This window comes from Niveibacterium terrae, assembly GCF_048213115.1.
Classification (GTDB): Bacteria; Pseudomonadota; Gammaproteobacteria; order Burkholderiales; family Rhodocyclaceae; genus Niveibacterium; species Niveibacterium terrae.
In genome coordinates, this window is sequence record NZ_CP172404.1 from 3,715,001 (window position 1) to 3,740,941 (window position 25,941).

A 25,941-nucleotide genomic window follows, 5' to 3' on the forward strand; every position below is an offset into this window, starting at 1 on the left:
GAGACGGAATTTACGCGTTCCCCCCACCCCTGTCAAGCAGGCAAATCCTATTTCCCCTCGCCGATCCCGCGCGCGGCTTTGCGCTGCGGCCTGATGCGCCGCTCTCGACGCGCCCGCTCTCGCCCATTCCTGCCAAGCGGCGAGGCGACTGGAGCCAATCCGGCTCTGTATACAACCCGTATTGCGGACGAGCATTCGCACTGCTCCGGCAATGCTTGCCCGCTCCCCGCCGCGCTAATACATTAGGCGGATCTTCATTTGGTGTTCAGCGCGATGACCGCGACAAAAAACCGCAGGATTGCCCATGTCGTTTCGATTGCCGGAGTCGACCCGAGCGGAGGCGCCGGCCTGCTCGCCGACATCAAGACTTTTTCAGCGCTCGGCGCCTATGGCTGTGGAATCGTCGCCGCGCTGACGGCGCAGAACACTGCCGCGGTGACCGGAGTTCATACCCCCCCGGTCGACTTTCTGCGCCTGCAGATCGACACGCTTTTCGCTGACGTCAAGCTCGACGCGGTCAAGCTGGGAATGCTGGGCAGCGCCGACATCGTCCGAACCGTCGCCGAACGGCTCGCGCACTATAAGGCCCCCAATGTCGTGCTCGATCCGGTCATGATCGCGAAGAGCGGCGATGCACTGCTCTCGCGCAACGCCGTCGCAATGCTGATCGAGGCGCTGCTGCCGCAGAGCTTCATCATCACGCCCAATCTTCCCGAGGCCGGCGTGCTGCTGGAATCGCGCGCGCCGGAATCGGTCAAGGAGATGACCCGCGCCGCCGAGCGCCTGCGCGAGATGTTGCCGCATTCGAGCGAGCGCTGGGTCTTGCTGAAGGGCGGCCACCTGCCGTCCAGCGAGGTCGTCGACCTGCTCTTCGACGGCGACCGGATGATCGAGCTGCCGGCCAAGCGGATCGAGACGAAGAACACGCACGGCACGGGCTGCGCGCTGTCTTCGGCGATCGCGGCGCTTCTGCCCCAGGCCGCCGGGCAGCTTCACCCGGTCGAGACCGCGGTGCGCACCGCGCGCACCTGGCTGCTCAACGCGATCGCGGCGGCCGACGAGCTCGCGGTCGGTCATGGTCACGGCCCGATCCATCACTTCCACGGGCTTTCCCGCGGATAAAATGCGAGAAACCCTCAGCCGGTCAGGCCGCGCGTGCTTCTCGCGCCAGCCTGACCGATCCCGCCCCGCTCAGCGCATCGGTTTGCGGGGCAGCAAGAACGCAGTCGCGGCGCCGACCAGCGCCAGCGTGACGACGTAGTGCGAAGGCGCGAGCGAGTCGCTCTTGAGCCACAGCGTGACGATCATCGGAGTGAGACCACCGAAGATCGCGTAGCTGAGGTTGTACGAGAAGGACAGACCCGAGAAGCGCACCGCCGGCGGGAAGAGCTGGACCATCGCATAGGGCACGACGCCGATCACGCCGACCGCGAAACCCGCGAGGCCGTAGAGGGGCATCAGCAGCGTCGGATCGCGGCGCACGCCCGTATAGAAGAGCCAGGAGCACAGGGCCAGGCACAGCGCGCCGATCAGCATCGCGCGGGCCGCGCCCAGGCGATCGACGATCGCCCCCCAGATCACGCAGCCGATGGTCAAGGTCAGCGTCGCAACGCTGTTCGCGCGCAACGCGGTCGGCGCATCGAAGCCGTAGAGTTTCTGCAGGAAAGTCGGGGTCAGCAGGATCACCGTGACGATCGCCGCCGACAGCATCCAGGTCAGCAGCATCGAGATCACCACCGCAGCGCGGTGATCGCGGACGACGGCCTTCAGCGGCACTTCGGCGGCGAGGGCCTTGTTGCGCTTCATCTCGATGAAGACCGGCGTTTCTTCGAGCCACTGCCTCAGGAACATCGCGCACAGCCCGAACACACCACCGAGCAGGAAGGGCACCCGCCAACCGGTTTCGAGCAGGGCCTGGGCGTCGAAATGGCTGTTGACCGCGGTCGCGACCAGCGAGCCGAGCAGAATGCCGGAAGTCAGCCCCCCGGTCAGCATGCCTCCGGCGTAGCCGATGCGGTTCGCCGGCACATGCTCGGCGACGAAGACCCAGGCGCCAGGCACTTCGCCACCTACCGCCGCGCCCTGCAGCAGGCGCAGCACCAGCAGCAGCACCGGGGCGAGCAGGCCGGCCGTCGCGTAGGTGGGCAGCACGCCCATCAGCAGCGTCGGAATCGCCATCATCAGGATCGACAGCGTGAACATCTTCTTGCGCCCCAGAAGGTCGCCGAAGTGCGCCATCACGACTCCGCCCAGCGGCCGCGCCAGGTAACCGGCGGCAAAGATGCCGAAGGTCTGCAGCTGGCGCACCCAGTCGGGGATCTCGGGCGGGAAGAAGAGCTTGCCGATCGTCGTCGCGAAGAAGACGAAGATGATGAAATCGTAGAACTCGAGCGCACCGCCGAGGGCGGAGAGCGCGAGGGTCTTGTAATCATTGCCGCCGAGCGCGCGCGCAGGCAGCGGCTCGGCCAGGGTGAAGCTGGGCATCTTTGGGGGGCTCACAAATGTTGAAAAACAGCCGGAAGCCATTCGGGCGTTTGGCCCGTGGAGATGCCCGGGTGGGGCGGGGGCGCGGAGCGGCAGCGGGGGGTGGGGCTGCGTCACGCGGCTTGCTTCTCGGAAGCCGCAAGCCTAACAGATCGCTCCTCGCCCCGGAACGCTCATTGCTCGTAAGGCCAGGTCGCCCGCGTGAATACGCCGCCATCGACCCACAGGGTCTGGCCGGTCACGAAGCCGGCCGCTTGAGACGCGAAGAACAGCACGGCGGCCGCGACATCCTCGATCTGCCCGACCCGCCCGAGCGGCGTGACCTTGGCCCAGGTTTCGGCATAGTCGGGCGCCTCGCGCAGAGTCCGTTCGAGCGCAATCGCGCCGGGCGCCACGCTGTTGACGGTGATCCCGAATGGCCCCAGTTCGACCGCGGCGACCTTCGTGAACTGCTCGATCCCGCCCTTCGAAGCCGTGTAGTCGACCAGGTGAGGGAAAGCGAGCTTGCTGGCTCCCGAACCGATATTGACGATGCGCCCGCCCTGTCCGCGTTCGCGCATCAGGCGGCCTGCCGCCTGGGTGTTCAAAAAACAGCCCTTCAGGTTGGTGCGGATCACACGATCCCAGTCGGACTCCTTGAGATCGAGCAGCGGCGCCCAGGTCTGGATGCCGGCGTTGTTGACGAGCAGATCGGGCGCGCCGCGCCAGTCGGCGACCGAAGCGTAGAACGCGTCGACCTGGGCCTTGTCGCCGGCATCGCATTCGGCGAACAGCACTTCAGCGCCCAGGCTCTTGAGCTCGGCGGCGAGCGTCGCAGCCGCTTCGGCGGTGTGAAAATGCGTGAAAGCGAGATCCCAACCGGCTCGGGCCAGCGCGATCGCGATGCCTCGTCCTATGCCGCTTCCGGCTCCGGTCACGACGGCAGTGGGGCGGGATGAAGTCATTTCTGTCTCCTGAACGAACAATCGGTGATCAAAAAGCCGGCTCGGTCCGCCTCGTTGCAAAGGCGCGGCGAACCAGATCGACGGCCGAAGCCGCGCCGGTCTTGCGCATGATCGCCGCGCGATGAAACTCGACGGTCTTGATGCTGATGCCCAGAGTCTGCGCGATGTCCCGGTTGCGCTGGCCTTCGACGATCAGAACCAGCACTTCGCGCTCGCGCGGGGACAAGGGCTCCACAGGCCGGGAGCATGAAAGGACATCGAGCATAGGGGAAGCCTCGCAACGAAAACAGCTTCATTCTGGCCGCCCCTTCGCCTCTGCGCTCCGCCCGCAAAAGCCAACACTGATACTAAAATGACGTTTTTGAAAAGCGGAGCGTCACTGTGCGCCCACAGTTCGAGCACGTCGGCTCCTCATCCGAAGCCTCCTGGGTCCTCCAGGACAGGGAGATCCAGCAGTGCGCGTTCGAATGGCACTACCACCCCGAGTACGAACTGACCCTGACCCAGGACGCCCGCGGGCAGCGCTTCGTCGGAGACTGCGTCGCAGACTTCGGCCCTTGCGATCTGGTGCTGATCGGCCCCAACCTGCCGCACGCGTGGTCGCTGCACGGCCAGCACGGCCAGACGCTGACGGTCGCCTGGTTCTCGCAGGCCTGGCTGGACCGTCTCGTCGAAGGCTTCCCTGAACTCCAATGCCTTGCCCGCCTCGGCCAGAGCGCGGCGCAGGGCCTGGCTTTCCCGCCGCCGCTCGCCGAAGCGCTGGCCCCGGCCATCGTCGGGCTGCACGATCTGCCGGGCGCGCGGCGGCTTCCCGCGCTGCTCGACATCCTGATCCGGCTCGCCGAGGCAGCGTCCCCCCGCCCCATCGCGTCCAGCCAGTTCGGCGGAGGGCTGATGGTCGATGCGCGCAATGAACGCCTGGCCCGGGTTCTCGAACTGCTGCACGCAAACATCGCCGCCCCGGTCGAAATCGAAGCCCTCGCCGAGCGGGCCGCGCTGTCGGTCGGCGCTTTCCAGCGCTTCTTCCGCCGCCAGATGCGCCGAACCGTCACCGCTTACGTCGCCGAGCTCAGGATCGGCCGCGCCTGCCAGCAGCTGATCGAGACCGACAAACCGATCGGCCTGATCGCCGCCGAGGTCGGCTATGCGAACCTCGCCCATTTCAACCGCCAGTTCCGCGCGATCCGCGCGACGACTCCGAGCGCCTTCCGGACCCTCTATCGGCAGGGCTGAACTACTCGCGCAGGGCTTCGACGATGCCCAGCCGGGCGGCGCGGACGGCGGGGAGGAAGCCGCCGACGAAGCCCATCAGCAGCGAGAAGATCAGGGTTTCGAGCGCGATGGCCGGGGTCAGGCGGAAGCTGAACGCGAGTTCGGCGAAAGTCTGGAAGTTGGTCGTCGAGATCGACACCCACTGCATCAAGGACGCCACCGCGAGCCCCACCCCGCCCCCCAGCAGCGCGAGGAACAGCGCTTCGGCGAGGAAGGCGAGCAGGACACCGCTGCGGCGAAAGCCCAGCGCGCGCAGCGTGCCGATCTCGGCGGTGCGGGTCGCGACCGCCGAATACATCGTGATCGTCGCGCCGATCACCGCGCCAATCGAAAAGATGATCGACAGCGTGATGCCGAGGATGTTGATGAACTTCGACAACGCCTCGGACTGGTCGGCATAGAACTGCCGCTCACGCTTCAGGTCGAGCGTCAGGCGGGGATCGTCCCCGGTCCGGGCGATCGCCTGCTCGAACAATTCGGCGGAGCCCAATTTGAAGATCACCGACGAGAAGGCGGTGCGGCGGAAGGCCTGCATCAATTGCTCGGCATCACCCCAGATCTCGGAATCGAAGGCGGTTCGCCCGGCATCGAATTCGCCGACCACCGCCCAGTCCCGCCCCCCCATCCGCACGCTCTGGCCGAGGCCGACTCCCTGAAACTTGCTGGCGATCGCGGAGCCGACGATCACTTCGGCAGCGCCGGGCCGGAACATCCGTCCCGCGACGAGCCGCAGCTGAGGGCGCAGGGCGAAACCGTGTGGGCCGACACCGCGGATCGCGACATTGGTCGCCTTGTCGCTGCCGGTCTTGGCCAAAGCGATCAGCACGACCGTCTCCTTGGAAGCCAGCGCGCCGCCCTCGGCGGAGCGGGCGAGTTCAGGCAGAGCCTCGAGCAGCGCCGCCTGCTCGCGCGAGACGCCGCTCTGCATCTCGGAGTTCGAACCCTTGCGGATCACGACGACGTTGTCGCTCGAACCGGTATCGACGAGGGTCTGCTTGAGCCCGGCGTCCATCATCCTGACCGCCGCGAACACGAAGACGACGAGGGCCATGCCGGCAGCGGTCAGCGCCGTGCTCAGGCGGCGGGTCCAGAGGTTGCGCACGGAGTAGCTGAGCGGGACGCGGTGCATGTCACCCTTTCAAGCGTAGGCGCGCAGGCCGGCAACGATAGGCAGCACCAGCGCCGAGCGGATCGGCGCGAGCGCGGCAACGATGCCGACGGCCGCCGCCGCGGCGATCTGGATCAGCCGGGTTTCATCCGAGACGACGAAGCCGGGCAGGAAGCCCCCCAGGCTCTCGCCAAGCTTGCTCACCGCCGGGTCGGTCAGCGCAAGTCCGATCAGGCCGCCCGAGCCGGCCAGCAGAAGCGATTCGCCGAGGATCAGCAGCGCGAGGAAGGAAGGGCGGAAGCCCAGCGCCTTGAGCGTCGCATATTCAGCGGTGCGCTCGCGGGCCGTCATCGCCATCGTGTTGGCCATCACGACCATGATGATCAGCACGACGACATAGGAGACGATGCGGATCGCGGAGATGATCGCATCGCTCATCGCGACGAAGGAGAGCTGGAAGGCCTTCTCGGTTTCGGTCAGCGTTTCGGCCGATGAATTGCGGAACTGGCTGTCGATCGCCAGCGAGACTTCGGCAACGCTGTCCGGCCGCTCGGCTTCGACGACGAAGATGCCTATTCCATTGGCCCAGCGGGGCGCGGTCTTCTTCAGGCTCTCGTTCAGGTAGTCCCAGTGGAAGAAGAAGGACTGTTCGTCGCTCTGCGCGGTCGCACCGCGGTAGATGCCGCGGACGACGAAGTTCCAGTCGCCCGGATAGATCGTCCCCTTCAGCGTGACCGTGTCGCCGAGCCTGAAGCCGTATTTCTCGGCCAGCCGGATGCCGACGATGCAGGCTCGCCGGTCCCTGATGAACTCGGCGCGCTGGGTCTCGGCGAGGACCAGTTCGGGGTAGATCGCCAGATAGCTGGCCGGCTCGATCGCGAACTGCGCAAAGAAGTTCTTGGGCTCCTTATAGACGCCGCCGAACCAGTTGGCCCAGCTGACCCGCTTGACGCCGGGGACCGCGCGAATGCGCTCCTTGTAGGCGAGCGGCAACGGAAAGGCGATCGAGATCGCATTGCGGGTCACGACCCGGCTGGCCGAGGACGCTTCGGCCCCCGAATACCAGGCGTCGATGAAGGTGCGCAGCAGGCCGAAGGCGAGCACGGCAACCACGACGCCCGCCACCGTCAGAGAGGTGCGCAGGCGGTGGCGCCAGGCGTTGCGAGCGATCAGTTTCAACACGAGCGGCATGCCGACCTCCGTGACACAGTTTAAGCGTCGGCAAGCGCGCTCCGCCAAGTTCTTCCGCCCGCCTCCGTGAAAGGCTCGCTAGAATCGACGCAAACGACGGGAGGCACGCATGGACAGCGAGACAGGGTCAATCCCTCCCCGCAAGCGGATCAGGCGGTCGCGCCGCTGGATCCTCTGGGCGGTCGGCGCAGCAGTGATCGTCGCGCTCATCGCGGTGCGGGCGCTGCGCGCCCCCGTCGAAGTCGAAGTCGTCGCGGTCGCCTCCGCCTACCCCTACCAGGGCGCGACGCTCCTCAATTCGACCGGCTACGTCGTCGCGCAGCGCAAGGCCTCGGTCGGCTCCAAGGCTAATGGGCGACTCGTCTGGCTGGGCGTGCGCGAAGGCTCCCGGGTCAAGGCCGGCGAAGTGCTGGCCAGGCTGGAGAGCGCCGACGTCGAGGCGCAGGCCGGCCAAACCGCCGCGAACGTCGACGTAGCCCGTGCGGCGAAGCTCCAGGCCGACGCCGAACTCTTCGAGGCGGCACGCCTGCAACGGCGCGCCGACGAACTGGCGCGGCAGAACTTCGTGTCCGTGTCGGCGCTCGACGAAGCGGATGCGCGTCTCGCCCGCGCCCGAGCCGCCGTCGCCAGCGCCACCGCGGCCATCCAATCGGCGGCCGCGGCGGCCCGCGCCTCGGCGGTGGCCGTCGACCAGACGCGGATCCGGGCGCCCTTCGACGGTGTCGTGCTGACCAAGAACGCGAACGTCGGCGACGTGATCACGACCTATTCGGCCGCGGCGGACAGCAAGGGCGCGGTCGTCACGATGGCCGACATGGGAACGCTGGAAGTCGAAGCCGACGTGTCCGAAGCGGCGCTCGCCAAGGTCGCGATCGGGCAGAGCTGCGAGATCCAGCTCGACGCGCTGCCTGACGAGCGCTTCCGCGGCGAAGTGATACGGATCGTACCGACCGTCGATCGCAGCAAGGCCAGCGTGATGACCAAGATCCGCTTCCTCGCGCCCGATCCGCGCATCCTCCCCGAGATGAGCGCGAAAGTCGCATTCCTGAGCCACCCGATGAAGGAGACCCAGCGCCGGGCCGTCGTCGCGGTGCACAAGGATGCGCTGGTCCGCCGCGGCAACGAGACCGTCGCTTATGCCGTTCGCGACGGGCATCTGCGCGAAGTCCGCGTCGAGGCGGGGGCTCCGATCGGCGACCTGGTCGCGGTCAAGGGCGTCGCGGTCGGCGACAAGCTCGTGCGCAAACCGGGCGAGCGCGTCAAGGACGGCCTGGCGGTGCGGATCGCCCAGAGATGACGGCGCTGATCGAGATCCGCGACATCCACAAAGCCTACCGGCGCGGCAGCCAGACCGTGCCGGTGCTCAGCGGACTCTCGCTCGATGTCGCGGCCGGCGAATACCTCGCGCTGATGGGGCCTTCGGGCTCGGGCAAGAGCACGCTGCTGAACCTGATCGCCGGGATCGACCAGATCGACAGCGGATCGCTACGGGTCGGCGGCATCGAGCTGGGCGAGCTGCCCGAACGCCGGCTCGCCGACTGGCGGGCCGCGAACGTCGGCTTCATCTTCCAGTTCTACAACCTGATGCCGGTACTGAGCGCCTATGAGAACGTCGAGCTGCCGCTGATGCTCAGCGATCTGACGGGCCGCGAACGGCGCGAGCGGGTGCTCGCGGCGCTCGATCGGGTTGGCCTCTCGGACCGGCAGGAACACACCCCTTCCGAGTTGTCGGGGGGCCAGCAACAGCGTGTCGCGATCGCCCGCGCGCTGATCACCGAACCGACGCTGATCGTCGCCGACGAACCGACCGGGGATCTCGACCGCGACTCGGCGACCGAAGTCCTGAAGCTTCTCCAGGATCTCAACGAGCAGACCGGAACGACGATCGTGATGGTGACCCACGACCAGCGCGCCGCAGCACACGCGCACTCGATCATGAGGCTCGAAAAAGGCCAGCTCACCTCCACAGCCGAGCAGCGCTGAGTTCCGCCCACGCGCATTTCATTTGACGGCATCACGCACCACAAAGCAGGACGCGCTTGGCCGGGCGCGCTCATTCGCTGGTGCAAGGGTTTTTCCGCGTGCCAATCACCTGCTTTGCATCAAACCAGCGCGCGCCCCCCCGGCGAGACAATGCCTGCGGAGAATTCCGGTTCCCCGCGCCTTTGAGGCGCCTGCCGCTTCCGGGATTCGAGACCGTCCTCGGGTTCGGATGGGCATGGCCAGGCCATCGCCCTCCATTTTGCAGGGAGCATCATGGAAACTGTCAAAGTCGATGTCGCCATCATCGGTGCCGGAGGCGCGGGTCTGCGTGCCGCCATCGCACTCGCCGAGGCCGACCCCAAGCTGCGAATTGCACTCGTCTCCAAGGTCTATCCGATGCGCAGCCACACCTGCGCCGCGGAAGGTGGCGCCGCCGGGGTCATCAAGCCCGACGACAGCATGGATGATCACTTCAACGACACGGTGGGCGGAGGCGACTGGCTCTCCGACCAGGATGCCGTCGAATACTTCATCAAGGAAGCGCCGAAAGAACTGATCCAGCTCGAACACTGGGGCTGCCCGTGGAACCGCGAAGCCGACGGCTCGGTCGCGGTCCGCCCCTTCGGCGGCATGAAGATCAAGCGCACCTGGTTCGCGGCCGACAAGTCCGGCTTCCACCTGCTGCACACGCTGTTCCAGACTTCGCTGAAGTATCCGTCCATCCAGCGCTTCGACGAATACTACGCAACCGAACTGCTCGTCGATGAAGGCCGCTGCCGCGGCTTCACCGCGATCGAGATGAAGAGCGGCGCTTTCCGCCGCTTCCAGGCCGATGCGGTGATCATCGCAACCGGCGGCGCCGGCCGGATGTTCCCGTTCACGACCAACGGCGCGGTCAAAACCGGCGACGGCATGGCCCTCGCGTACCGGGCCGGCGTGCCGCTCAAGGACATGGAGTTCATCCAGTACCACCCGACCGGCCTGCCGAACACCGGCATCCTGTTGACCGAGGGCTGTCGCGGCGAAGGCGGCATCCTGCTCAACAAGGACGGCCGCCGCTATCTGCAGGACTACGGCATGGGCCCCGAGACTCCGGTCGGCCAGCCGGTGCTGAAGACGATGGAGCTGGGGCCGCGCGACCGCCTGTCCCAGGCCTTCTGGCACGAACAAAAGAAGGGCAACACGGTCAAGACCCCGTGGGGCGACTGCGTGCTGCTCGACATGCGCCACCTTGGCGAAGCGAAGATCGACGAACGCCTGCCTTTCGTCCGCGAACTCTCGACCAGCTATCTGGGCAAGGATCCGGTCAAGGAAGCGATCCCGGTCCGCCCGGTCGTCCACTACATGATGGGCGGCATCAGCACCAACACCCGTTCCGAGACGAATCTGCCCGGCCTGTTCGCGGTCGGCGAATGCGCCTGCGTCAGCATCAACGGCGCGAACCGTCTGGGTTCGAACTCGCTGACCGAGCTGCTGGTCTTCGGCCGCCGCGCCGCGCTGAGCGCCGTCGAATACGTCCAGGGTGGAGTGCCTCAGGCGCGCGAATCGGCGCTCGAGAACCTGGCCGAGGAGGCCCGCGGAAAAGTCCGCACGCTGTTCGAACGCACGGGCGGGGGCGAATCGATCGCCGGACTGCGCCGCGAGATGATGACCACGATGGAAGACAACGTCGGCATCTACCGCACCGAAGCCGAGATGGTCGCCGCGGCGAGCAAGATCGCCGAGCTGCGCGAACGCTGGCAGCGGGTCGAGCTCAACGACAAGACCAACGTGTTCAACACCGACATGCTCCAGGCTCTGGAACTCAAGTCCATGCTCGACTGCGCCGAAGCGGTCGCGGTCTGCGGCGAAGCGCGCAAGGAATCGCGCGGCGCCCACCAGCGCCTCGACTACACGGCCCGCGACGACGAGAACTTCCTGCGCCACTCGCTGGCCTATCACAACGCCACCGCGGCGCCGCGCATCGACTATCTCGACGTGGTGATCACCCGCTCCAAGCCGGGAGTTCGTGACTATTCGGGAGCCAAGAAATGAGCGAACGCCAGATCCGGCTCGAAGTCCTCCGCTACAACCCGGAGACCGACAGCGAGCCCCATTTTGAAACCTTCGAGGTTCCCTGCCTGAACGAGTGGGTGGTCCTCGACGCGCTGAACTGGGCCAAGGAACACCTCGATCCGACGCTGAACTACCGCTGGTCCTGCCACATGGCGGTCTGCGGCAGCTGTGGCATGACGATCAACGGAGAACCTTCGCTGGCCTGCAAGTCCTTCATCCGCGACCTGCCGGACACGATCCGCGTCGAACCGCTGAAGAACTTCCCGGTCGAGCGCGACCTCGTCACCGTCGCCGAGGATTTCATCGCCAAGCTCGCCGCGGTCAAGCCCTACATCATCCCGAAGGAAGAGAAGGCCATCGAGGACGGCGAGTACAAGCAGACCCCAGCCCAGCTCAAGACTTACAAGCAGTACGCGCAGTGCATCAACTGCATGCTCTGCTATGCAGCCTGCCCCGAATACGGCCTGGAGCCGAAGTTCCTCGGCCCGGCCGCGATCGCGCTGGCCCACCGCTATAACAAGGATTCGCGCGACGGCGGCCGGGACGAGCGCCAGGAAGTGGTCGCTGCCGACTCGGGCGTCTGGAAGTGCTCCTTTGTCGGCGCCTGTTCGGAAGTCTGTCCCAAGCACGTCGATCCGGCCGGTGCGCTGCAGCAGGTGAAAGTCGCCAGCATGACCGACTGGTACCTCGAACATCTGATGCCGTGGGTGAAAAAATGAGCCGCAAACCTTATGTCCGCCCCATTTCAAAAACCGGCTGGTGGCTGACCCAGGGCCGCTATATGCGCTATATGTCGCGCGAAGTGACCTGCATCTTCATCGGCGCCTTCAGCTTCTTCCTGATCGAGGTTATCTACAAGCTGTCGCAAGGCCGCGAGGTCTGGTCCGAGTTCGTGGACAAGCTGAACAACCCGCTGACGACCGGCCTGTTGATCGTGGCCCTGCTGTTCTCGGTCCATCACAGCACGGGCTGGTTCAACGTGACGCCCAAGGCGATGCCGGTGCAGATCGGCGAGAAGTTCGTTCCGGGCTGGGCGATCGTCGGCGCGCACTACCTTGGCTGGATCGTCGCGTCGCTGATCGTTCTGTTCGCTGCGGGAGGATTCTGAGATGGCCAAATCAAACAAGGCATTCTTCTGGGGTCTGTTCGCCGCCGGCGGCACTGTGACCGCCTTTCTGACGCCGGCGCTGGTGCTGGTTCTGCTGCTCGCCGCGCTGGGCCATGTGCCGACCCGTTTCGATTACGACACGATGCACGCCTTTGCCGCAAACTACCTGGGCAAGCTGATCCTGTTCGGCGTGATCTCGCTGTCGCTGTGGCACTGCGCCCACCGCCTGCGTTGCGTACTGCACGACTTCGGTCTGCGCATCGACACGGCTGCAGCCTGGGTGCTCTACCTCGCCGCCGCGGCCGGCACCGCCGCAACGGCCTGGGTTCTGCTGCTGATCTGCTGAGAGCGTCTCATCCAGTCCGGACGGGGCCTTGCGGCCCCGTTTTCGTTTCGCTGACACATAACGATACGAAACACCGCCTCAGCCTGCCGGCGAGCCGTTAAGCTCCCGTTTCCGCCACGAGCGGAACGCGGCCCTATCCGGCTGTCGCGTTTTTTTGCGTACTCATAGAGGATTCATCTTGAAGACGACTTGTCTTGCCGCGCTGATTGGCGCACTGCTTTGCGGCTCGGCCCTGGCCGCTCCGCTGACTTCCGGCCTGGATTCCGCCGGATCCGATCCCGCCGTCCGCGCCCAGGACGACCTCTTCCGCGCCGTCAATGGCGGCTGGCTCGCAAAGACTCCGATTCCGGCCGACAAGTCCTCGTTCGGCACCTTCATCCAGCTGCGCGACCTGTCCGACGAGCGCGTCAAGAACATCGTCGAGGAAGTCGCCGCAAAGAAGAACGCAGCCGGCAGCGTCGAGGACAAGGTTGCCGCGTTCTACCGCAGCTACATGAACACCGATGCGATCGATGCGGCCGGCCTCAAACCGCTCGCGCCGACGCTCAAGGAAATCGAAACCCTCAAGGACAAGAAGGCTCTGGTCGCGCTCTTCGGTCGTCTGCAGAGCACCGTCGCGACCCCGATCGGTCTGGGCGTCTCGGGTGACTTCAAGCAGCCCGATCGCTACATGGCGATGACCTGGCAGGACGGTCTGGGCATGCCCGACCGCGACTACTACCTGAAAAAGGGCGACGCCCGCCTTGAAAAGGCTCAGGAAGCCTACAAGACCTATCTCGAAACCCTGTTCAAGCTCGCCGGCGACAAGCATGCGGCCGAAAGCGCCAAGCTCGTCTACGCGCTCGAAGTCAAGATCGCCCAGGCGCACTGGGACAAGGTCGAGAACCGCAACCCGGCGAAGATCTACAACCCGATGACGCTGGCCGATCTGGCCAAAAAGGCGCCGGGAATCGACTGGACGCTGTTCCTGAAGAACGCCGCCTTCCCGAAGATCGACACGATCACCGTTTCCCAACCCAGCCAGGTCATCGCGACCGCGAAGCTGATCCAGAAAGAGCCCCTCTCGACCTGGAAGCTCTACCTGACCGCTCACGCGCTCGACTCCGCATCCGACACGCTGCCCAAGGCTTTCCGCGAAGCGCACTTCGCTTTCCACGGCAAGGCCCTCAATGGCACGGAGCAGGAAAAACCGCGTTGGCAACAGGCCACGGCCCAGCTCAACGGCGCACTCGGCGAAGCGGTCGGCCAGGTCTATGTCGCCAAGTACTTCCCGCCGGCCGACAAGGCCAGGATGGTCGAACTGGTCCACAACCTGCTCAAGGCCTATGGCAACTCGATCGACGGACTGACCTGGATGTCGCCCGCAACCAAGGTTCAGGCCAAGGAAAAGCTGTCCAAGTACATGATCAAGATCGGCTACCCGGACAACTGGCGTGACTACTCGAAACTGGCCGTCCGCGACGGCGATGCTCTGGGTAACTCCGCCCGCGCCGCCCGTTTCGAGTTCGAGCGTCAGGTTCGCCGCGTCAACGACAAGGTCGATCGCGCCGAGTGGGGCATGTTCCCGCAGACGGTCAATGCCTATTACAACCCGAGCCTGAACGAGATCGTGTTCCCGGCCGCGATCCTGCAACCGCCCTTCTTCAACGCAGCGGCGGACGACGCGGTCAACTACGGCGCGATCGGCGCGGTGATCGGCCACGAGATCAGCCACGGCTTCGACGACGAAGGCAGCCAGTTCGACGGCGACGGAAAACTGCGCAACTGGTGGACCGAAGCCGACCGCAAGGCCTTCGATGAAATCGGCGCAAAACTGATCGCCCAGTACGATGGCTATGAGCCGATTTCGGGCAAGCACATCAACGGCAAGCTGACCCAGGGCGAAAACATCGCCGACCTGTCCGGTCTGCAGATCGCGTACAAGGCCTACAAGCTGTCGCTCGCGGGCAAGCCCTCGCCGGTGATCGATGGTCTGACCGGCGAGCAGCGCTTCTTCCTCGGCTGGGCCCAGGCCTGGCGCGACAAGACGCGTGAAGCCGCGCTGCTGCAACGGATCACGACCGACCCGCACTCGCCGGCAGAGTTCCGCGCCAACGGCGCCGCGGTCAACAACGACGCCTTCCACGAAGCTTTCGGCACCAAGCCGGGCGACAAGATGTACAAGGCCCCGGAAGCGCGCATCCGCCTCTGGTAAGTCCTGACGGAGAACCCCGTTCAAACGGGGTTCTCCGATCTCGGCGCCATGTATTATCCTTCCTTGACAAGGGAAGGAGTTCCCGGCTCCTTCGCCACCGGAGGAGCCATGATGTTTCGTAGCCTCAGCCTCAAGAGCCGCCTGCTCACGCTGGTTTCGGTCTCGCTTCTCGGCCTGATCATCCTGGCCACCTTCCAGATCACCCACCTGCACACCCAGCTGCTCGAAGACCGCAAGCTGACCTTGCAATCGGCAGTCGACATCGCCTTCTCGACGGTCAAGGGTTTTCAGGCCCGCGAAACGAGCGGCGAGATGACGCGTGAGGAGGCCCAGAAACGGGCGCGCGATGCGCTCCGGAACATGCGCTATCAGGGCAACGAGTACTTCTACGTCTATGACAGCAAGGGGCTGGGCGTGATGCACCCGATCCGCCCCGAATACGAAGGCAAGAACCACTGGGATCGCAAGGACAAGAGCGGCAGCTACTCGGTCCGCGAGATGATCGGTGCCGGCGTCTCCGGCAGGGGTTTTGCGAGCACCTTCACGGTCAAACCGGGCGGCACCGAGCAGTTCCCGAAACTGCACTATCTGAAGCACTTCGAAGCCTGGGACTGGGTCATCGGCACCGGACTCTATGTCGACGACCTCGACGCGGCCTTCCGCGCCCAGCTCGTCTGGGCTCTGGGCCTGATCGTCGTGCTGCTGGCCGCGGTCGCCGGAACCGCTTTCGCGGTCGTCCGCGCGGTCATCGCCGACATCGGCGGCGAACCCTCCCACGCGGTCAAGGTGATGAAGGCGGTCGCCGCAGGCGACCTCAGCCAGACGACGGGCGACACGCGCAGTGACAGCCTGCTCGGCAACCTCGATCAGCTGGTGCAGAGCCTGCGCCAGATGCTGGCCGAGATCGCCGCAGGCGCGGACCGCGTCACGCAAGCGGCCCACGAGATCAACACGACGTCGAACTCGGTCGCCTCCGCCGCCGCCCAGCAGACCGACAGCACTCAGGCGATGGCGGCGGCAATGGAGGAGCTGACCGTCTCGGTCAACCACGTCTCCGACAACGCCGCAGAGACCGAGCGAAACGCCAGCGCCGCCGCCGAGCTGGCCCTCGCCGGCCAGAAGGACGTAACCGTCGCCGCCAGGCAGATCGGCGAGATGGCGGTCACGGTCGGGGGCGCGGCGAGCAAGGTTCGCTCCCTGTCCGACAACGCCCAGGAGGTCACCCGCATCGCCCAGGCCATCAAGGAGATCGCTGGCCAGACCAACCTGCTCGCGCTCAATGCGGCGATCGAGGCCGCCCGGGCCGGAGAGCATGGGCGCGGTTTCGCGGTCGTCGCCGACGAGGTGCGCAAGCTCGCTGCGCGAACCGAGAAGGCGACCATCGAGATCTCCGGAGTCGTCGAGCGGATACAAACCGAAACCCTGTCCGCCGCAGAGGTCATGGACGCGGCCCTTCCCCAGGCGGATGAGGCGCGCCACACCGCGGTCGCTGCCGCCGAACAGCTCGAAAAGATCGCCGCCGCTTCGCGCTCGGCACAGAACCTGATCCGCGACGTCGCCGCTTCGACCCGCGAGCAAAGCGAGGCGAGCAGCACTCTGGCCCGCCAGGTCGACCTGATCGCCCATCAGGTCGAAGAGACCGGAGAGGGGATGGGCGTTGCCGCCGACGCCGCTTTCAAACTCGAAGAGACGGCCTCGGCGCTGCATTCTGCCGTCCAGCGCTTCAAGGTCTGAAGCGAGGGGGCTTTTTCCCATCCCGACAGGGATTGCCCACCTGATCCGCCTGATTCAACGCAGCAGGATCAGGCGGGGAACGGCATCGGCGCCATTCCAGATCAGCGCGTTCTGCCCCTGCTCGCTTGCCAAGCGCCGCGCCAGGTCGAGTTCCAGCCCCAGAATCAACAGGCTCTCCTCGTCTGGCCACAGCCCTTGCGGGTCGCTGCCGCGCCCACCGAGGAAAGCGAAGCCAAGCGCGCGAATCCCCGCTTCGAAAGAAGCCTCGCGTTCGGCGTTCTCCGCCGCGTCGCAGCGCACACTGCCCGGATTGCAGGCGGTGATGAAAGCCGAGCAGGCGACGCCGCACGCCCTGTGCAGAGCTGCGAGCGGCGCGCAGAACCGATCGACGCGCAGCTCGAAACCGGCATCGACCCGATAGCGCGCTGCGCGATAGGCGGCGACAAGTTCGGGACTCACCCGCGTCAGACGCGCATCGCGCGCAGCCGGGCGATCCTCTCCTCGGTCGGCGGGTGGGTCGAGAAGAGGCCGGCCAGACCTTCGCCCGAGAGCGGGTTCATGATCATCATCTGCCCGGTCTCGGGGTGGGCTTCGGCGCTGGGCATCACGATACCGCGCGCGTAGTAGTCGATCTTCTGCAGCGCGTCAGCGAGCGCACCGGGGTCATTCGAGATTTCGGCGCCGCCGCGATCGGCCTCGAACTCGCGGGCCCGCGAGATCGCCATCTGGATCAGGCTGGCCGCCAGAGGCGCAAGGATCGCGACCGCGATAGAGGCCAGAGGATTGGCCGGCCGGCCATCCTCGTCGCGGCCGCCGAAGAAGACCGCGAAGTTCGCAAGCGCCGAGATCGCGCCGGCCATCGTCGCCGAGATCGTCGAAGTCAGGATGTCGCGGTGTTTGACGTGGGCGAGCTCATGCGCCATCACGCCGCGCAGCTCGCGCTCGCTGAGCATCTGCAGGATGCCGGTCGTCGCGGCGACCGCGGCGTGTTCGGGGTTGCGTCCGGTCGCGAAGGCGTTCGGCTGATCTTCGTGGATGATATAGACGCGCGGCATCGGCAGCCCGGCGCGCCGGGCCAGATCGCGGACGTTGCGGTACAGATAGGGCGAGGATGTCTCGTCGACTTCCTGAGCGTTGTACATCCGCAACACCATCTTGTCGGAGAACCAGTACGAGAACAGGTTCATGCCGCCGCCTAGCAGCAGCGCCAGCATCATGCCGCCGCGCCCGCCGATCATGCCGCCGATCATCATGAACAGCGCGACGATCGCGGCCATCAGAATCGATGTCTTGAGCCAGTTTCCAAACATGGGAATCTCCTCGGGTCGGCCAATGCGCCGATCAGGCTGTCAGATGGGTGCGAAAGTTCCGGAAATCAAGGGCATGAGAGCAGGCGACAGATCCACACAGGACAGAGCGCAAGAACAAAGCTCTATCTCACGCAAAGCGTAGGACGGATTCGCCCCGCAGGGGCAATCCGTCTGATGACTCAGGCTTCGGGCAGCGCGAAACGGGCGCCGGCGGCGATCGGAAAACCGCGCAGGAAATCGGCGGCCGGCAGGCGTTTGCCGCCCGGCTTCTGGAGCTGGGTCAGGCGAAGCGCCCCCCTGCCACAGGCGATGACGACCCCTGAGTCGTCGCAGGCGAGCACCTGGCCAGGCTCGCCGCAGCCCTCTTCGGCCAAGCCCTGCCAGCACTTGATCGTCTGCTCGTCGAGCTTCGCGCTACAGCCGGGGAAGGGCGAGAAAGCGCGCAGCCGGCGGGCGAGCAGCTCCGCGTCCTGCCGGAAGTCGAGCGCCGCTTCGCTCTTGCTGATCTTGGCCGCGTAGGTGGCACCCTCCTCGGGCTGCGGCGCGGGCGCAAGTTCGAGCAAAGCGATCCGGTGCAGCGCATCGACGATCATCTCGGCGCCGAGCGCCGCGAGCTTGTCGTGCAGGCTCGCCGTCGTGTCGTCGTCAGCGATCGCGATCGCACGCTTCGTCAGCATCGCGCCGGTGTCGAGTCCCGCATCCATCTGCATGATCGTGATCCCGGTCTCGGCATCTCCGGCTTCGATCGCCCGGTGAATCGGCGCCGCCCCCCGCCAGCGGGGCAGAAGCGAGGCGTGGATGTTGACGCAGCCGAAGCGGGGCAGATCCAGAACCTCCTGGGGCAGCAACAGACCATAGGCCGCGACGACAAGGATATCCGGGGCGGCGGCGCGAAGCGCGGCCTGCTGCTCGGCGCTGCGCAGCTTCTCGGGCTGATCGACGGGGATGGCGCGGGCCTGAGCGAGCTGCTTGACCGGACTCGCGATCATCTGCATGCCGCGGCCGGCCGGCCGGTCCGGCTGGGTCAACACCAGCGGAACATCGAAGCCCGCATCGAGGATCGCAGCCAGGGCGGCAGCGGCAAATTCAGGAGTTCCGGCAAAGGCGACGCGCATGTCGTGGGTATTCCGCGAAATCAGGCCGTGACTCTGGCCCGCTTCGCGAGCTTGGTCCGGATCCGGTTCTGCTTGAGGGGGGAGAGGTAGTCAACGAAGACCTTGCCATCGAGGTGATCGGTTTCATGCTGGATGCACACGGCGAGCAGGCCTTCGGCTTCGAGCTCGAAGCTCTTGCCGTTCTCATCCAGAGCGCGAACCTTGACCCACGCGGCGCGCGTCACGTTCTCATAGATACCCGGCACCGACAGGCAGCCTTCTTCGCAGACCTGCTCGCCCGAGCGCTCAATGATTTCGGGGTTGATGAAGACACGCAAACCATCGTGGTCCTCGCTGACATCGATGACGACGATGCGCTGGTGCACGTCCACCTGGGTCGCGGCGAGCCCCACTCCGGGGGCCTCGTACATGGTCTCGGCCATGTCGCGAATCAGTTGGCGAATTTCGTCGGTCACCGCCGTGACCGGAACCGCCCGCGTATGAAGCCGCGGGTCGGGATAGCGAAGGATGGGCAGTAGCGCCATAAATGCTTGCCGGATTAAGGTTCTGTGTGCAAAATCTGAAGGAATTTCTTGATGCCCATGTGCTATTCGCGGCTGTTTCGCGGATACTCTGGGTTCCAGCGACATGAGCCAGAATGGTGGTGCCGCTTTTCACCGAGGCAGATCCATGATCCGCATTATATCCGCGCTTGCTTTCGCTTTCTTCACTGCGACGGCTCAAGCCGACACCGTCAAGCTCGCAGCCAACGCTCCCGACTCCTATAGGGTCGTCAAGGGAGACACGCTGTGGGACATCTCGGGCAAGTTTCTGAAGCACCCGTGGCTCTGGCCGCAGGTTTGGCGACTGAACCGTGAACAAATCCGCAACCCGCACTGGATCTATCCGGGGCAGATGATCTATCTGGATCGCAGCGGCCCCTATCTGACGCTGAAGAAGCCGGGCAGCCACGGCGGCGAAACGATCAAGCTCCATCCCCAGGTGCGCAGCGAGGGGCTCAACGCGATCCCCTCCGTCCCTCTGCATGTGATCGAACCTTTCCTGACCCGCCCTCTGCTGGTCGACAAGGATGATCTTGCCAAGCACGGCACGATCATCGCGACCCAGGAGAACCGTCTCCTCCCCTCCAAGGGAGACACGATCTACGCGAAGAACATCACGAAGGGCGTCAGCGACTGGCAAGTCTATCAGCGCGCCGCAGCGCTGAAGGATCCGGTCACCGGAGAGCTGCTCGGCTACGAAGCGAACTACCTCGGAGAAGCGAGAGTCACCGAGGCGGGCACTCCGGCCACGCTTGAGATCACTTCGATCGACCGCGAGATCAGCATCGGCGACCGCCTGCTTCCGGCCGTCGACAAGACCTCGATGTCCTACGTCCCGCATGCGCCGGAAGGCCAGGTGAGCGGCCGCGTCGTCAAGATGCACGACACGCTCGAGCACGCCGGCAAGAACAGCGTGCTGGCGATCAATCTCGGCAGCCGCGCCGGCATCGAACCCGGCCACGTCCTCGCACTGTACCGCAGCCACGACAAGGTCAAATACGATCTGGACGGCAAGAAGGAAGAATTCAAGCTGCCCGAAGAACGCATCGGCCTGATCTTCGTGTTCCGGGTCTTCAACCGAGTCTCCTACGCGATCGTGATGGAGAGCACGGGTGTCGTCAAAGTAGCCGACTCGGTCCGCCAACCTTGAGCGAATCCTGCGGCCTGGAATCCTGGCTACGCCTGACCCTCGCGGCAGGGGTCGGCCTGGAGACCCAGCGAGCCCTTTTGACGGCCTTCGGACTTCCGGAGGCCGTTTTTGCTTCTGGACGCAGCGCGATCGCGACGCGCTTCGGTCCGAGAGTCGCCGAAGCGCTGTTCGACGATGCGCTCGAGCCCGCAATCGCCGCAGGACTGGAATGGGCGGACAAGCCCGGCAACCGGCTGTTGAGCCTGGCCGACCCGGACTACCCGCCCCAAATGCTGCAGAGCGCCGATCCGCCCACGCTGCTCTATCTGAAAGGTCGCGCCGAACTGCTGGCCAGGGATTCGCTCGCGATCGTCGGCAGCCGCGATGCGACGGCCCAGGGCATCGCGAACGCCGAAGCGTTTGCCGAAACGCTGTCGCGAAGCGGTCTTGCGATCGTCAGCGGCCTCGCGCTGGGCATCGATGCGGCGGCCCACCGCGGAGGTCTGCGCGGCGACGGCGGAACGATCGCGCTGATCGGAACCGGTGCCGACCGGATCTATCCGGCGCGCAACGCCGAACTCGCCCGCGAAATCGCCGAGCGCGGAGTCGTCGTCAGCGAGTTTCCGCTCGGCACGCCTCCGCTGCGCGCGAATTTCCCGCGCCGCAACCGCCTGATCGCGGGTCTTGCCCGCGGCACGCTGGTCGTCGAGGCGGCACTGCAGAGCGGTTCGCTGATCACGGCCAGGCTGGCAGGAGAGCTGGGGCGGGACGTGTTCGCGATCCCCGGTTCGATCCATTCGCCGCTCTCGAAAGGCTGTCACCAGCTGATCCGCGAGGGCGCCAAACTGGTTGAGTCGGCCCAGGACATCGCCGAGGAAATCGGCTGGGCAAAAAACCTGGAACCGGCCGCCGCATCAGGTCCCGCGGGCAGCGCCGACGAAGAGCGTCTTCTCGCCACAATGGGCTTCGATCCCGTCGATGCCGATACGCTCTGCGAACGCAGCAAGTTGACGCCAGATGCCCTCTTCGCCATGCTGCTCGCGTTGGAGCTGGCTGGCCGCGTCGCGCGTTTGCCCGGTGGCCGCTTCGCAAGACTGCCGTGAGCACGCAATTACCATGATCGAAATCCTTGTCTATGTCTTTGAAAGTTACGGCTATCCGGAAGCCTGCCCCGAGCCCGAACAGCTCGCCCGCAAGCTGACCGCCGCCGGCTTCGACCCGGGGGAAATCGATTCGGCGATAGACTGGCTCTCCGGCCTCAAGCGGGTCGCGGGCAGCGAATCGCCGCAGATCGCGCGCGACAGCCGCTCTTTTCGCATCTTTGGCGAAGACGAGCTGCAGCGTTTCGATCTGGCCTGCCGAAGCTTCATGCTCTTTCTCGAAAACTCCGGCGTGCTCGACCCCCTGGGGCGGGAACGCATCCTGGAGAGGGCGATGGCCCTGCCCGACGAGGACATCTCGCTGGCCAAGCTCAAGATCATCGTGCTGATGGTGTTGTGGCAGCAGCAGGAAGAGGTCGATTCGCTGGTACTCGAAGAACTGCTGGGCGAGGAGGAGGGCGATTGGGTCGACTTCGTCCCGCCCGCCCTGAACTGATCGCCCGTTCCGTCGGGCCGCAGGCCTGACGGACGTTTTAACCCAATTTCCCGCATGGCCTCGCTCCCCCGGAGCAGAGAGGTCAAGCCGAGCTCAAATGACAAAACAATTGATCATCGCCGAAAAGCCTTCCGTTGCGCAGGACATTGCCCGCGCGCTCGGCGGCTTCACTCGCGAAGGCGACTATTTCGAATCCGAGCACTACGTCCTGTCCTCGGCCATCGGGCACCTGCTCGAGCTCGCCGTTCCCGAAGAATACGAAGTCAAGCGCGGCAAGTGGAGCTTCGCCCATCTGCCGGTGATCCCTCCCCGCTTCACGCTGAACCCGATCGACAAGACCGCCGACCGGCTCAAGCTGCTCGCCAAGCTGATCAAGCGCAAGGACGTCAGCGGCCTGATCAACGCCTGCGATGCGGGACGGGAAGGCGAGCTGATCTTCCACTACATCGCCCAGCACGCGAAGACCGACAAACCGGTGCAGAGGCTGTGGCTGCAGTCGATGACGGCCGGATCGATCCGCGACGGCTTCACCCGCCTGCGCCAGGCCCAGGAGATGAGCGGGCTCGCCGATGCCGCGATGAGCCGCGCCGAGAGCGACTGGCTGATCGGCATCAACGGCACCCGGGCGATGACCGCGTTCAATTCGAAGACCGGCGGCTTCCACCTGACCACGGTCGGACGAGTCCAGACCCCGACCCTGTCCCTGGTCACCGAGCGCGAAGAGCGGATCCGCAAGTTCGTCTCGCGCGACTACTGGGAACTCGAAGGACATTTCGGCGCCGCCGCAGGCACTTACATCGGCCGCTGGTTCGACGAGAGCTTCCGCAAGAATGAAAACGACGAGCACGCGACGGCTTCCCGGCTGTGGGACAAGGCCAGTGCCGATGCGGTCATCGCGCGCTGCGCCGGCAAGCCGGGCAAGGTCGAGGAAGAGAGCAAGCCTTCGAGCCAGCTCTCGCCGCTGCTCTTCGATCTGACCAGCCTGCAACGCGATGCGAACGGGCGCTTCGGCTTCTCGGCGCGGACAACGCTGCAGATCGCCCAGGCGCTGTACGAAAAGCACAAGGTGCTGACCTATCCGCGAACCGATGCGCGCGCGCTGCCTGAGGACTACATCCCGACCGTGCTCGACACGCTGAAAAGCCTGCCCGAGCGCTATGCGCCTTTCGCAAGCCAGATCGCCAAACAGGGCTGGGTGCGTCCGAACAAGCGCATCTTCAACAACGCGAAGATCTCGGACCACTTCGCGATCGTGCCGACCGGAACGGCTCCGAAGAGCCTGTCGGAAGCCGAAGCGAAGATCTACGACCTCGTCGTCAAGCGCTTCCTGTCCGTGTTCTTCCCGGCCGCCGAATACCTGGTCACGACCCGGATCACCCGGATCGGCGCCGACGCGTTCAAGACCGAGGGCAAGATCCTGGTCAATGCCGGCTGGCTGGCGATTCACGGCAAGGAGGCGGCGAGCGACGACGACGATTCCGCGCCCGCTCTGGCTCCGGTTCAGCCGGGCGAAGTGGTCAAGACCGAAGAGGTGCTGCTCAAGCCCAACGTCACGAAACCGCCGGCGCGCTACAACGAAGCAACGCTGCTCTCGGCGATGGAAGGCGCGGGCAAGCTCGTCGATGACGAGGATCTGCGCGAAGCGATGGGCGGACGCGGCCTGGGCACTCCGGCGACCCGCGCCCAGATCATCGAAAACCTGATCACCGAACAGTACATGTTGCGCGAAGGCCGCGAGCTGATCCCGACCGCGAAAGCGTTCTCGCTGATCACGCTGCTCAAGGGCCTGGGGATCGAGGAGCTGCGCTCGCCTGAGCTGACCGGCGAATGGGAATACAAGCTGGGCCTGATCGAGCGCGGAGAGCTCTCGCGCACCGCCTTCATGGGCGAGATCGCCGCGATGACCCAGCACATCGTCGAGCGCGCGAAGACCTACGACAACGATACGATCCCCGGCGACTTCGGAATCCTCGCGACGCCCTGCCCCAAATGCGGCAAGCAGATCCGCGAGACCTACAAGAAATTCCAGTGCAGCGGCTGCGATTACAGCCTGTGGAAGATCGTCGCCGGCCGTCAGTTCGAGCTCGCCGAGATCGAAACGCTGCTGACCGACGGAGTCGTCGGCCCGCTGACCGGTTTCCGCAACAAGATGGGGCGGCCCTTCAACGCGATCATCAAGCTCAACGACGAGAAGCAGCCCGAGTTCGACTTCGGCCAGCCCAAGGAGGGCGCGGATGCCGAACCGGTCGACTTCTCGGCCCACACCCCTCTGGGCGCCTGCCCGAAGTGCAAGGCCCAGGTCTTCGAGCACGGCATGTCCTATGTCTGCGAAAAATCGGTCGGCCCGGACAAGTCCTGCGACTTCCGCTCGGGCAAGGTGATCCTGCAGCAGGAAATCGAAGCCGAGCAGATGAAGAAGCTGCTTCTCGAAGGGCGCACCGATCTGCTGAAGAACTTCATCTCGTCGCGCACCCGGCGCAAGTTCTCGGCCTTCCTGGTCCGCGACGCGGCCGGCAAGGTCGGCTTCGAGTTCGAGAAGAAAGCACCGCGCGCGACCAAGGCCAAGGCAGAGGACGGCGAGGCCAAGCCTGCCGCCAAGGCCAAGCCGGCGGCGAAGCGCACCAGCGCCAAAACCGCGAAGGAGTAACCGGGCTCTTCGGCGGTTCAGCGTGATGCCGGAGCGGGAGAAGCCCGCCCGGTTGATCAGAGCTCGGCGGTGCCCGAGCCGTCGTCCTCGTCTATCCAGGCGGTCAGCAGCGTATAGCTGACCGCGAGCACGACCGGGCCGACGAAGAGACCGACGATGCCGAACGCGAGCAGGCCGCCGATCACGCCGGCCAGGATCAGCAGCAGAGGCAGATCGGCGCCGCGGCGGATCAGCCAGGGCCTCAGGATGTTGTCCAGCGTCGTCGCGGCGAGCGTGATCGCGATCAGGAACACACCCCAGCCGGTGCTGCCCTGGTAGAAGAGCCAGATCGTCGCCGGGATCAGCACCAGGGTCGGCCCCAGCTGGGCGACGCAGCAGACGAACATCAGCGAACTGAGCACCGCCGCATAGGGCACTCCGGCGATCGCCAGACCGATTCCGCCGAGCGCCGACTGCACCAGCGCCGTCACAACGACCCCCATCGCGACCGCCCGGGCCGCCTGGGCCGCCAGCGCGACGACCGTGTCACCCCGCTCGCCGCCAATCCGGTGCGCGAAACGTCGGATCACAGCCGCAGCGGCCTCTCCACGCGCATAGAGCACCGCGGACAGCGCTAGGGTCAGCAACACATGCAGGCTCAGCATGCCCAGCCCGCCGGCGCGTGCAGCGATCCAGCCCGTGATCTTGCCCGCGTAGGGCTGAAGCTCGGCAAGCCACTGCGAAGGCCCGGCCGCGACGAAACCGTGCCATTCGCTGACCAGCCGGCTCCCGTAGGGCAGCTTGACGAGCCAGGCGGGCGCTTCGGGAAGAGGCCCGGCCGAGAACGCGGTCACTCCATCGCGCAGATCGCCCAGGTGGTCGATGATCGTGCCGATCGCGAGCACGATGGGCAGCGCGACGATCAGCACCAGAGCCAGAGTCATCGCCAGCACGGCCAGCGACCGCCGCCCCCAGAGCAGGCTCTGCGCCTTCTTCATCAGCGGCCAGGTCGATACGACGATCATCGCGGACCAGACCAGAGCAGGCAGGAAAGGTTTGACGATCCACAGGGATCCGGTGATCAGCAGACCGATCACCAGAATCATGAAAAGGGTGCGGGCCAGATCGTGGCTGGGCGAGAAGCTCATCGTGGGGACTCGGTAACCGCGGCTGCGGGGTTGAGCCCGATTCTATGGCCCCCGGA

24 protein-coding genes are annotated in these 25,941 nt (G+C 65.5%); 14 read left to right on the top strand and 10 right to left on the bottom strand.

The window, feature by feature from the left end:
- Positions 1 to 273: 273 nt before the first annotated feature.
- On the top strand, positions 274 to 1,122 hold the full coding sequence (gene thiD / locus ACHFB9_RS17015; RefSeq protein WP_417068703.1) for a bifunctional hydroxymethylpyrimidine kinase/phosphomethylpyrimidine kinase: 849 nt from the start codon (positions 274 to 276) through the stop codon (positions 1,120 to 1,122).
- A 69-nt stretch (positions 1,123 to 1,191) separates the two neighbouring features.
- Here the strand turns inward: thiD and ACHFB9_RS17020 are convergent, their stop codons facing one another.
- The 3 genes from ACHFB9_RS17020 to ACHFB9_RS17030 form a co-directional block, all read right to left on the bottom strand.
- On the bottom strand, positions 1,192 to 2,484 hold the full coding sequence (locus ACHFB9_RS17020; protein ID WP_417068704.1) for an MFS transporter: 1,293 nt from the start codon (positions 2,482 to 2,484) through the stop codon (positions 1,192 to 1,194).
- Positions 2,485 to 2,657: 173 nt separating this feature from the next.
- Positions 2,658 to 3,428 carry an SDR family NAD(P)-dependent oxidoreductase gene (locus ACHFB9_RS17025; protein ID WP_417068705.1) on the bottom strand — a complete coding sequence of 257 codons (771 nt, stop codon included), beginning with the start codon at positions 3,426 to 3,428 and terminating at the stop codon, positions 2,658 to 2,660.
- Between the two features lie 28 nt (positions 3,429 to 3,456).
- Positions 3,457 to 3,654, bottom strand: coding sequence for a LuxR C-terminal-related transcriptional regulator (locus tag ACHFB9_RS17030; RefSeq protein ID WP_417068706.1), 198 nt, complete (start codon positions 3,652 to 3,654; stop codon positions 3,457 to 3,459).
- 155 nt (positions 3,655 to 3,809) lie between these two features.
- Between ACHFB9_RS17030 and ACHFB9_RS17035 the strand changes: the two genes are divergently transcribed.
- Positions 3,810 to 4,661, top strand: coding sequence for a helix-turn-helix domain-containing protein (locus ACHFB9_RS17035; protein ID WP_417068707.1), 852 nt, complete (start codon positions 3,810 to 3,812; stop codon positions 4,659 to 4,661).
- Between the two features lies 1 nt (position 4,662).
- On the opposite strand, the gene ACHFB9_RS17040 is transcribed toward ACHFB9_RS17035, so the two are convergent.
- On the bottom strand, positions 4,663 to 5,829 hold the full coding sequence (locus ACHFB9_RS17040; protein ID WP_417068708.1) for an ABC transporter permease: 1,167 nt from the start codon (positions 5,827 to 5,829) through the stop codon (positions 4,663 to 4,665).
- Between the two features lie 9 nt (positions 5,830 to 5,838).
- On the bottom strand, positions 5,839 to 6,999 hold the full coding sequence (locus ACHFB9_RS17045) for an ABC transporter permease (RefSeq protein ID WP_417068709.1): 1,161 nt from the start codon (positions 6,997 to 6,999) through the stop codon (positions 5,839 to 5,841).
- A 109-nt stretch (positions 7,000 to 7,108) separates the two neighbouring features.
- Between ACHFB9_RS17045 and ACHFB9_RS17050 the strand changes: the two genes are divergently transcribed.
- From ACHFB9_RS17050 to ACHFB9_RS17085, 8 genes are all read left to right on the top strand, one after another.
- The gene (locus tag ACHFB9_RS17050) at positions 7,109 to 8,296 is read left to right on the top strand and encodes an efflux RND transporter periplasmic adaptor subunit (protein WP_417068710.1); all 1,188 of its coding nucleotides are present in this window, start codon (positions 7,109 to 7,111) and stop codon (positions 8,294 to 8,296) included.
- Entirely contained in the window at positions 8,293 to 8,982 is a 690-nt protein-coding gene (locus tag ACHFB9_RS17055; RefSeq protein ID WP_417068711.1) for an ABC transporter ATP-binding protein, read from the top strand. Before ACHFB9_RS17050 ends, ACHFB9_RS17055 begins: the two co-directional genes overlap by 4 nt.
- Positions 8,983 to 9,255: 273 nt before the next feature.
- Positions 9,256 to 11,016 carry a fumarate reductase (quinol) flavoprotein subunit gene (gene frdA / locus ACHFB9_RS17060; protein ID WP_417068712.1) on the top strand — a complete coding sequence of 587 codons (1,761 nt, stop codon included), beginning with the start codon at positions 9,256 to 9,258 and terminating at the stop codon, positions 11,014 to 11,016.
- Positions 11,013 to 11,756, top strand: coding sequence for a succinate dehydrogenase/fumarate reductase iron-sulfur subunit (locus ACHFB9_RS17065; RefSeq protein ID WP_417068713.1), 744 nt, complete (start codon positions 11,013 to 11,015; stop codon positions 11,754 to 11,756). Before frdA ends, ACHFB9_RS17065 begins: the two co-directional genes overlap by 4 nt.
- Positions 11,753 to 12,145 carry a hypothetical protein gene (locus ACHFB9_RS17070; protein WP_417068714.1) on the top strand — a complete coding sequence of 131 codons (393 nt, stop codon included), beginning with the start codon at positions 11,753 to 11,755 and terminating at the stop codon, positions 12,143 to 12,145. Before ACHFB9_RS17065 ends, ACHFB9_RS17070 begins: the two co-directional genes overlap by 4 nt.
- Position 12,146: 1 nt before the next feature.
- Positions 12,147 to 12,491 carry a fumarate reductase subunit FrdD gene (gene frdD / locus ACHFB9_RS17075; protein ID WP_417068715.1) on the top strand — a complete coding sequence of 115 codons (345 nt, stop codon included), beginning with the start codon at positions 12,147 to 12,149 and terminating at the stop codon, positions 12,489 to 12,491.
- Between the two features lie 178 nt (positions 12,492 to 12,669).
- The gene (locus ACHFB9_RS17080; RefSeq protein ID WP_417068716.1) at positions 12,670 to 14,685 is read left to right on the top strand and encodes a M13 family metallopeptidase; all 2,016 of its coding nucleotides are present in this window, start codon (positions 12,670 to 12,672) and stop codon (positions 14,683 to 14,685) included.
- Between the two features lie 111 nt (positions 14,686 to 14,796).
- Positions 14,797 to 16,419, top strand: coding sequence for a methyl-accepting chemotaxis protein (locus tag ACHFB9_RS17085; RefSeq protein WP_417068717.1), 1,623 nt, complete (start codon positions 14,797 to 14,799; stop codon positions 16,417 to 16,419).
- Between the two features lie 54 nt (positions 16,420 to 16,473).
- Here ACHFB9_RS17085 and ACHFB9_RS17090 read toward each other — a convergent pair whose 3' ends face one another.
- The 4 genes from ACHFB9_RS17090 to def all read right to left on the bottom strand — a co-directional run bounded on the left by ACHFB9_RS17090 (position 16,474) and on the right by def (position 19,368).
- Positions 16,474 to 16,878 (bottom strand): DUF3293 domain-containing protein, encoded by a 405-nt coding sequence (locus ACHFB9_RS17090; protein ID WP_417068718.1) that lies wholly within the window; start codon positions 16,876 to 16,878, stop codon positions 16,474 to 16,476.
- A gap of 5 nt (positions 16,879 to 16,883) precedes the next feature.
- Positions 16,884 to 17,729 carry a zinc metalloprotease HtpX gene (htpX, locus tag ACHFB9_RS17095; protein WP_417068719.1) on the bottom strand — a complete coding sequence of 282 codons (846 nt, stop codon included), beginning with the start codon at positions 17,727 to 17,729 and terminating at the stop codon, positions 16,884 to 16,886.
- A 179-nt stretch (positions 17,730 to 17,908) separates the two neighbouring features.
- Positions 17,909 to 18,844, bottom strand: coding sequence for a methionyl-tRNA formyltransferase (fmt, locus tag ACHFB9_RS17100; RefSeq protein ID WP_417068720.1), 936 nt, complete (start codon positions 18,842 to 18,844; stop codon positions 17,909 to 17,911).
- 20 nt (positions 18,845 to 18,864) lie between these two features.
- Complete coding sequence (gene def, locus ACHFB9_RS17105; RefSeq protein WP_417068721.1) at positions 18,865 to 19,368, bottom strand: peptide deformylase; 504 nt, start codon at positions 19,366 to 19,368, stop codon at positions 18,865 to 18,867.
- A gap of 145 nt (positions 19,369 to 19,513) precedes the next feature.
- Between def and ACHFB9_RS17110 the strand changes: the two genes are divergently transcribed.
- From ACHFB9_RS17110 to ACHFB9_RS17125, 4 genes are all read left to right on the top strand, one after another.
- On the top strand, positions 19,514 to 20,536 hold the full coding sequence (locus ACHFB9_RS17110; protein ID WP_417068722.1) for a LysM peptidoglycan-binding domain-containing protein: 1,023 nt from the start codon (positions 19,514 to 19,516) through the stop codon (positions 20,534 to 20,536).
- Positions 20,533 to 21,618, top strand: coding sequence for a DNA-processing protein DprA (gene dprA, locus ACHFB9_RS17115; protein WP_417068723.1), 1,086 nt, complete (start codon positions 20,533 to 20,535; stop codon positions 21,616 to 21,618). The genes ACHFB9_RS17110 and dprA overlap by 4 nt, the downstream gene beginning before the upstream one ends.
- A gap of 13 nt (positions 21,619 to 21,631) precedes the next feature.
- Positions 21,632 to 22,111 (top strand): DUF494 family protein, encoded by a 480-nt coding sequence (locus ACHFB9_RS17120; RefSeq protein WP_417068724.1) that lies wholly within the window; start codon positions 21,632 to 21,634, stop codon positions 22,109 to 22,111.
- Positions 22,112 to 22,208: 97 nt separating this feature from the next.
- Positions 22,209 to 24,758, top strand: a complete 2,550-nt coding sequence (locus tag ACHFB9_RS17125) for a DNA topoisomerase III (protein ID WP_417068725.1) — start codon at positions 22,209 to 22,211, stop codon at positions 24,756 to 24,758.
- A gap of 56 nt (positions 24,759 to 24,814) precedes the next feature.
- On the opposite strand, the gene ydiK is transcribed toward ACHFB9_RS17125, so the two are convergent.
- Positions 24,815 to 25,885 (bottom strand): AI-2E family transporter YdiK, encoded by a 1,071-nt coding sequence (gene ydiK, locus ACHFB9_RS17130; protein WP_417068726.1) that lies wholly within the window; start codon positions 25,883 to 25,885, stop codon positions 24,815 to 24,817.
- Between the last annotated feature and the right edge of the window lie 56 nt (positions 25,886 to 25,941).

Coding starts and splice junctions, on each gene's coding strand:
- thiD (WP_417068703.1), top strand. CDS start 274: ATGACCGCGACAAAAAACCGCAGGATTGCCCATGTCGTTTCGATTGCC.
- ACHFB9_RS17020 (WP_417068704.1), bottom strand. CDS start 2,484: ATGCCCAGCTTCACCCTGGCCGAGCCGCTGCCTGCGCGCGCGCTCGGC.
- ACHFB9_RS17025 (WP_417068705.1), bottom strand. CDS start 3,428: ATGACTTCATCCCGCCCCACTGCCGTCGTGACCGGAGCCGGAAGCGGC.
- ACHFB9_RS17040 (WP_417068708.1), bottom strand. CDS start 5,829: ATGCACCGCGTCCCGCTCAGCTACTCCGTGCGCAACCTCTGGACCCGC.
- ACHFB9_RS17045 (WP_417068709.1), bottom strand. CDS start 6,999: ATGCCGCTCGTGTTGAAACTGATCGCTCGCAACGCCTGGCGCCACCGC.
- ACHFB9_RS17050 (WP_417068710.1), top strand. CDS start 7,109: ATGGACAGCGAGACAGGGTCAATCCCTCCCCGCAAGCGGATCAGGCGG.
- ACHFB9_RS17055 (WP_417068711.1), top strand. CDS start 8,293: ATGACGGCGCTGATCGAGATCCGCGACATCCACAAAGCCTACCGGCGC.
- frdA (WP_417068712.1), top strand. CDS start 9,256: ATGGAAACTGTCAAAGTCGATGTCGCCATCATCGGTGCCGGAGGCGCG.
- ACHFB9_RS17065 (WP_417068713.1), top strand. CDS start 11,013: ATGAGCGAACGCCAGATCCGGCTCGAAGTCCTCCGCTACAACCCGGAG.
- ACHFB9_RS17070 (WP_417068714.1), top strand. CDS start 11,753: ATGAGCCGCAAACCTTATGTCCGCCCCATTTCAAAAACCGGCTGGTGG.
- frdD (WP_417068715.1), top strand. CDS start 12,147: ATGGCCAAATCAAACAAGGCATTCTTCTGGGGTCTGTTCGCCGCCGGC.
- ACHFB9_RS17085 (WP_417068717.1), top strand. CDS start 14,797: ATGTTTCGTAGCCTCAGCCTCAAGAGCCGCCTGCTCACGCTGGTTTCG.
- htpX (WP_417068719.1), bottom strand. CDS start 17,729: ATGTTTGGAAACTGGCTCAAGACATCGATTCTGATGGCCGCGATCGTC.
- fmt (WP_417068720.1), bottom strand. CDS start 18,844: ATGCGCGTCGCCTTTGCCGGAACTCCTGAATTTGCCGCTGCCGCCCTG.
- def (WP_417068721.1), bottom strand. CDS start 19,368: ATGGCGCTACTGCCCATCCTTCGCTATCCCGACCCGCGGCTTCATACG.
- ACHFB9_RS17110 (WP_417068722.1), top strand. CDS start 19,514: ATGATCCGCATTATATCCGCGCTTGCTTTCGCTTTCTTCACTGCGACG.
- ACHFB9_RS17120 (WP_417068724.1), top strand. CDS start 21,632: ATGATCGAAATCCTTGTCTATGTCTTTGAAAGTTACGGCTATCCGGAA.
- ACHFB9_RS17125 (WP_417068725.1), top strand. CDS start 22,209: ATGACAAAACAATTGATCATCGCCGAAAAGCCTTCCGTTGCGCAGGAC.
- ydiK (WP_417068726.1), bottom strand. CDS start 25,885: ATGAGCTTCTCGCCCAGCCACGATCTGGCCCGCACCCTTTTCATGATT.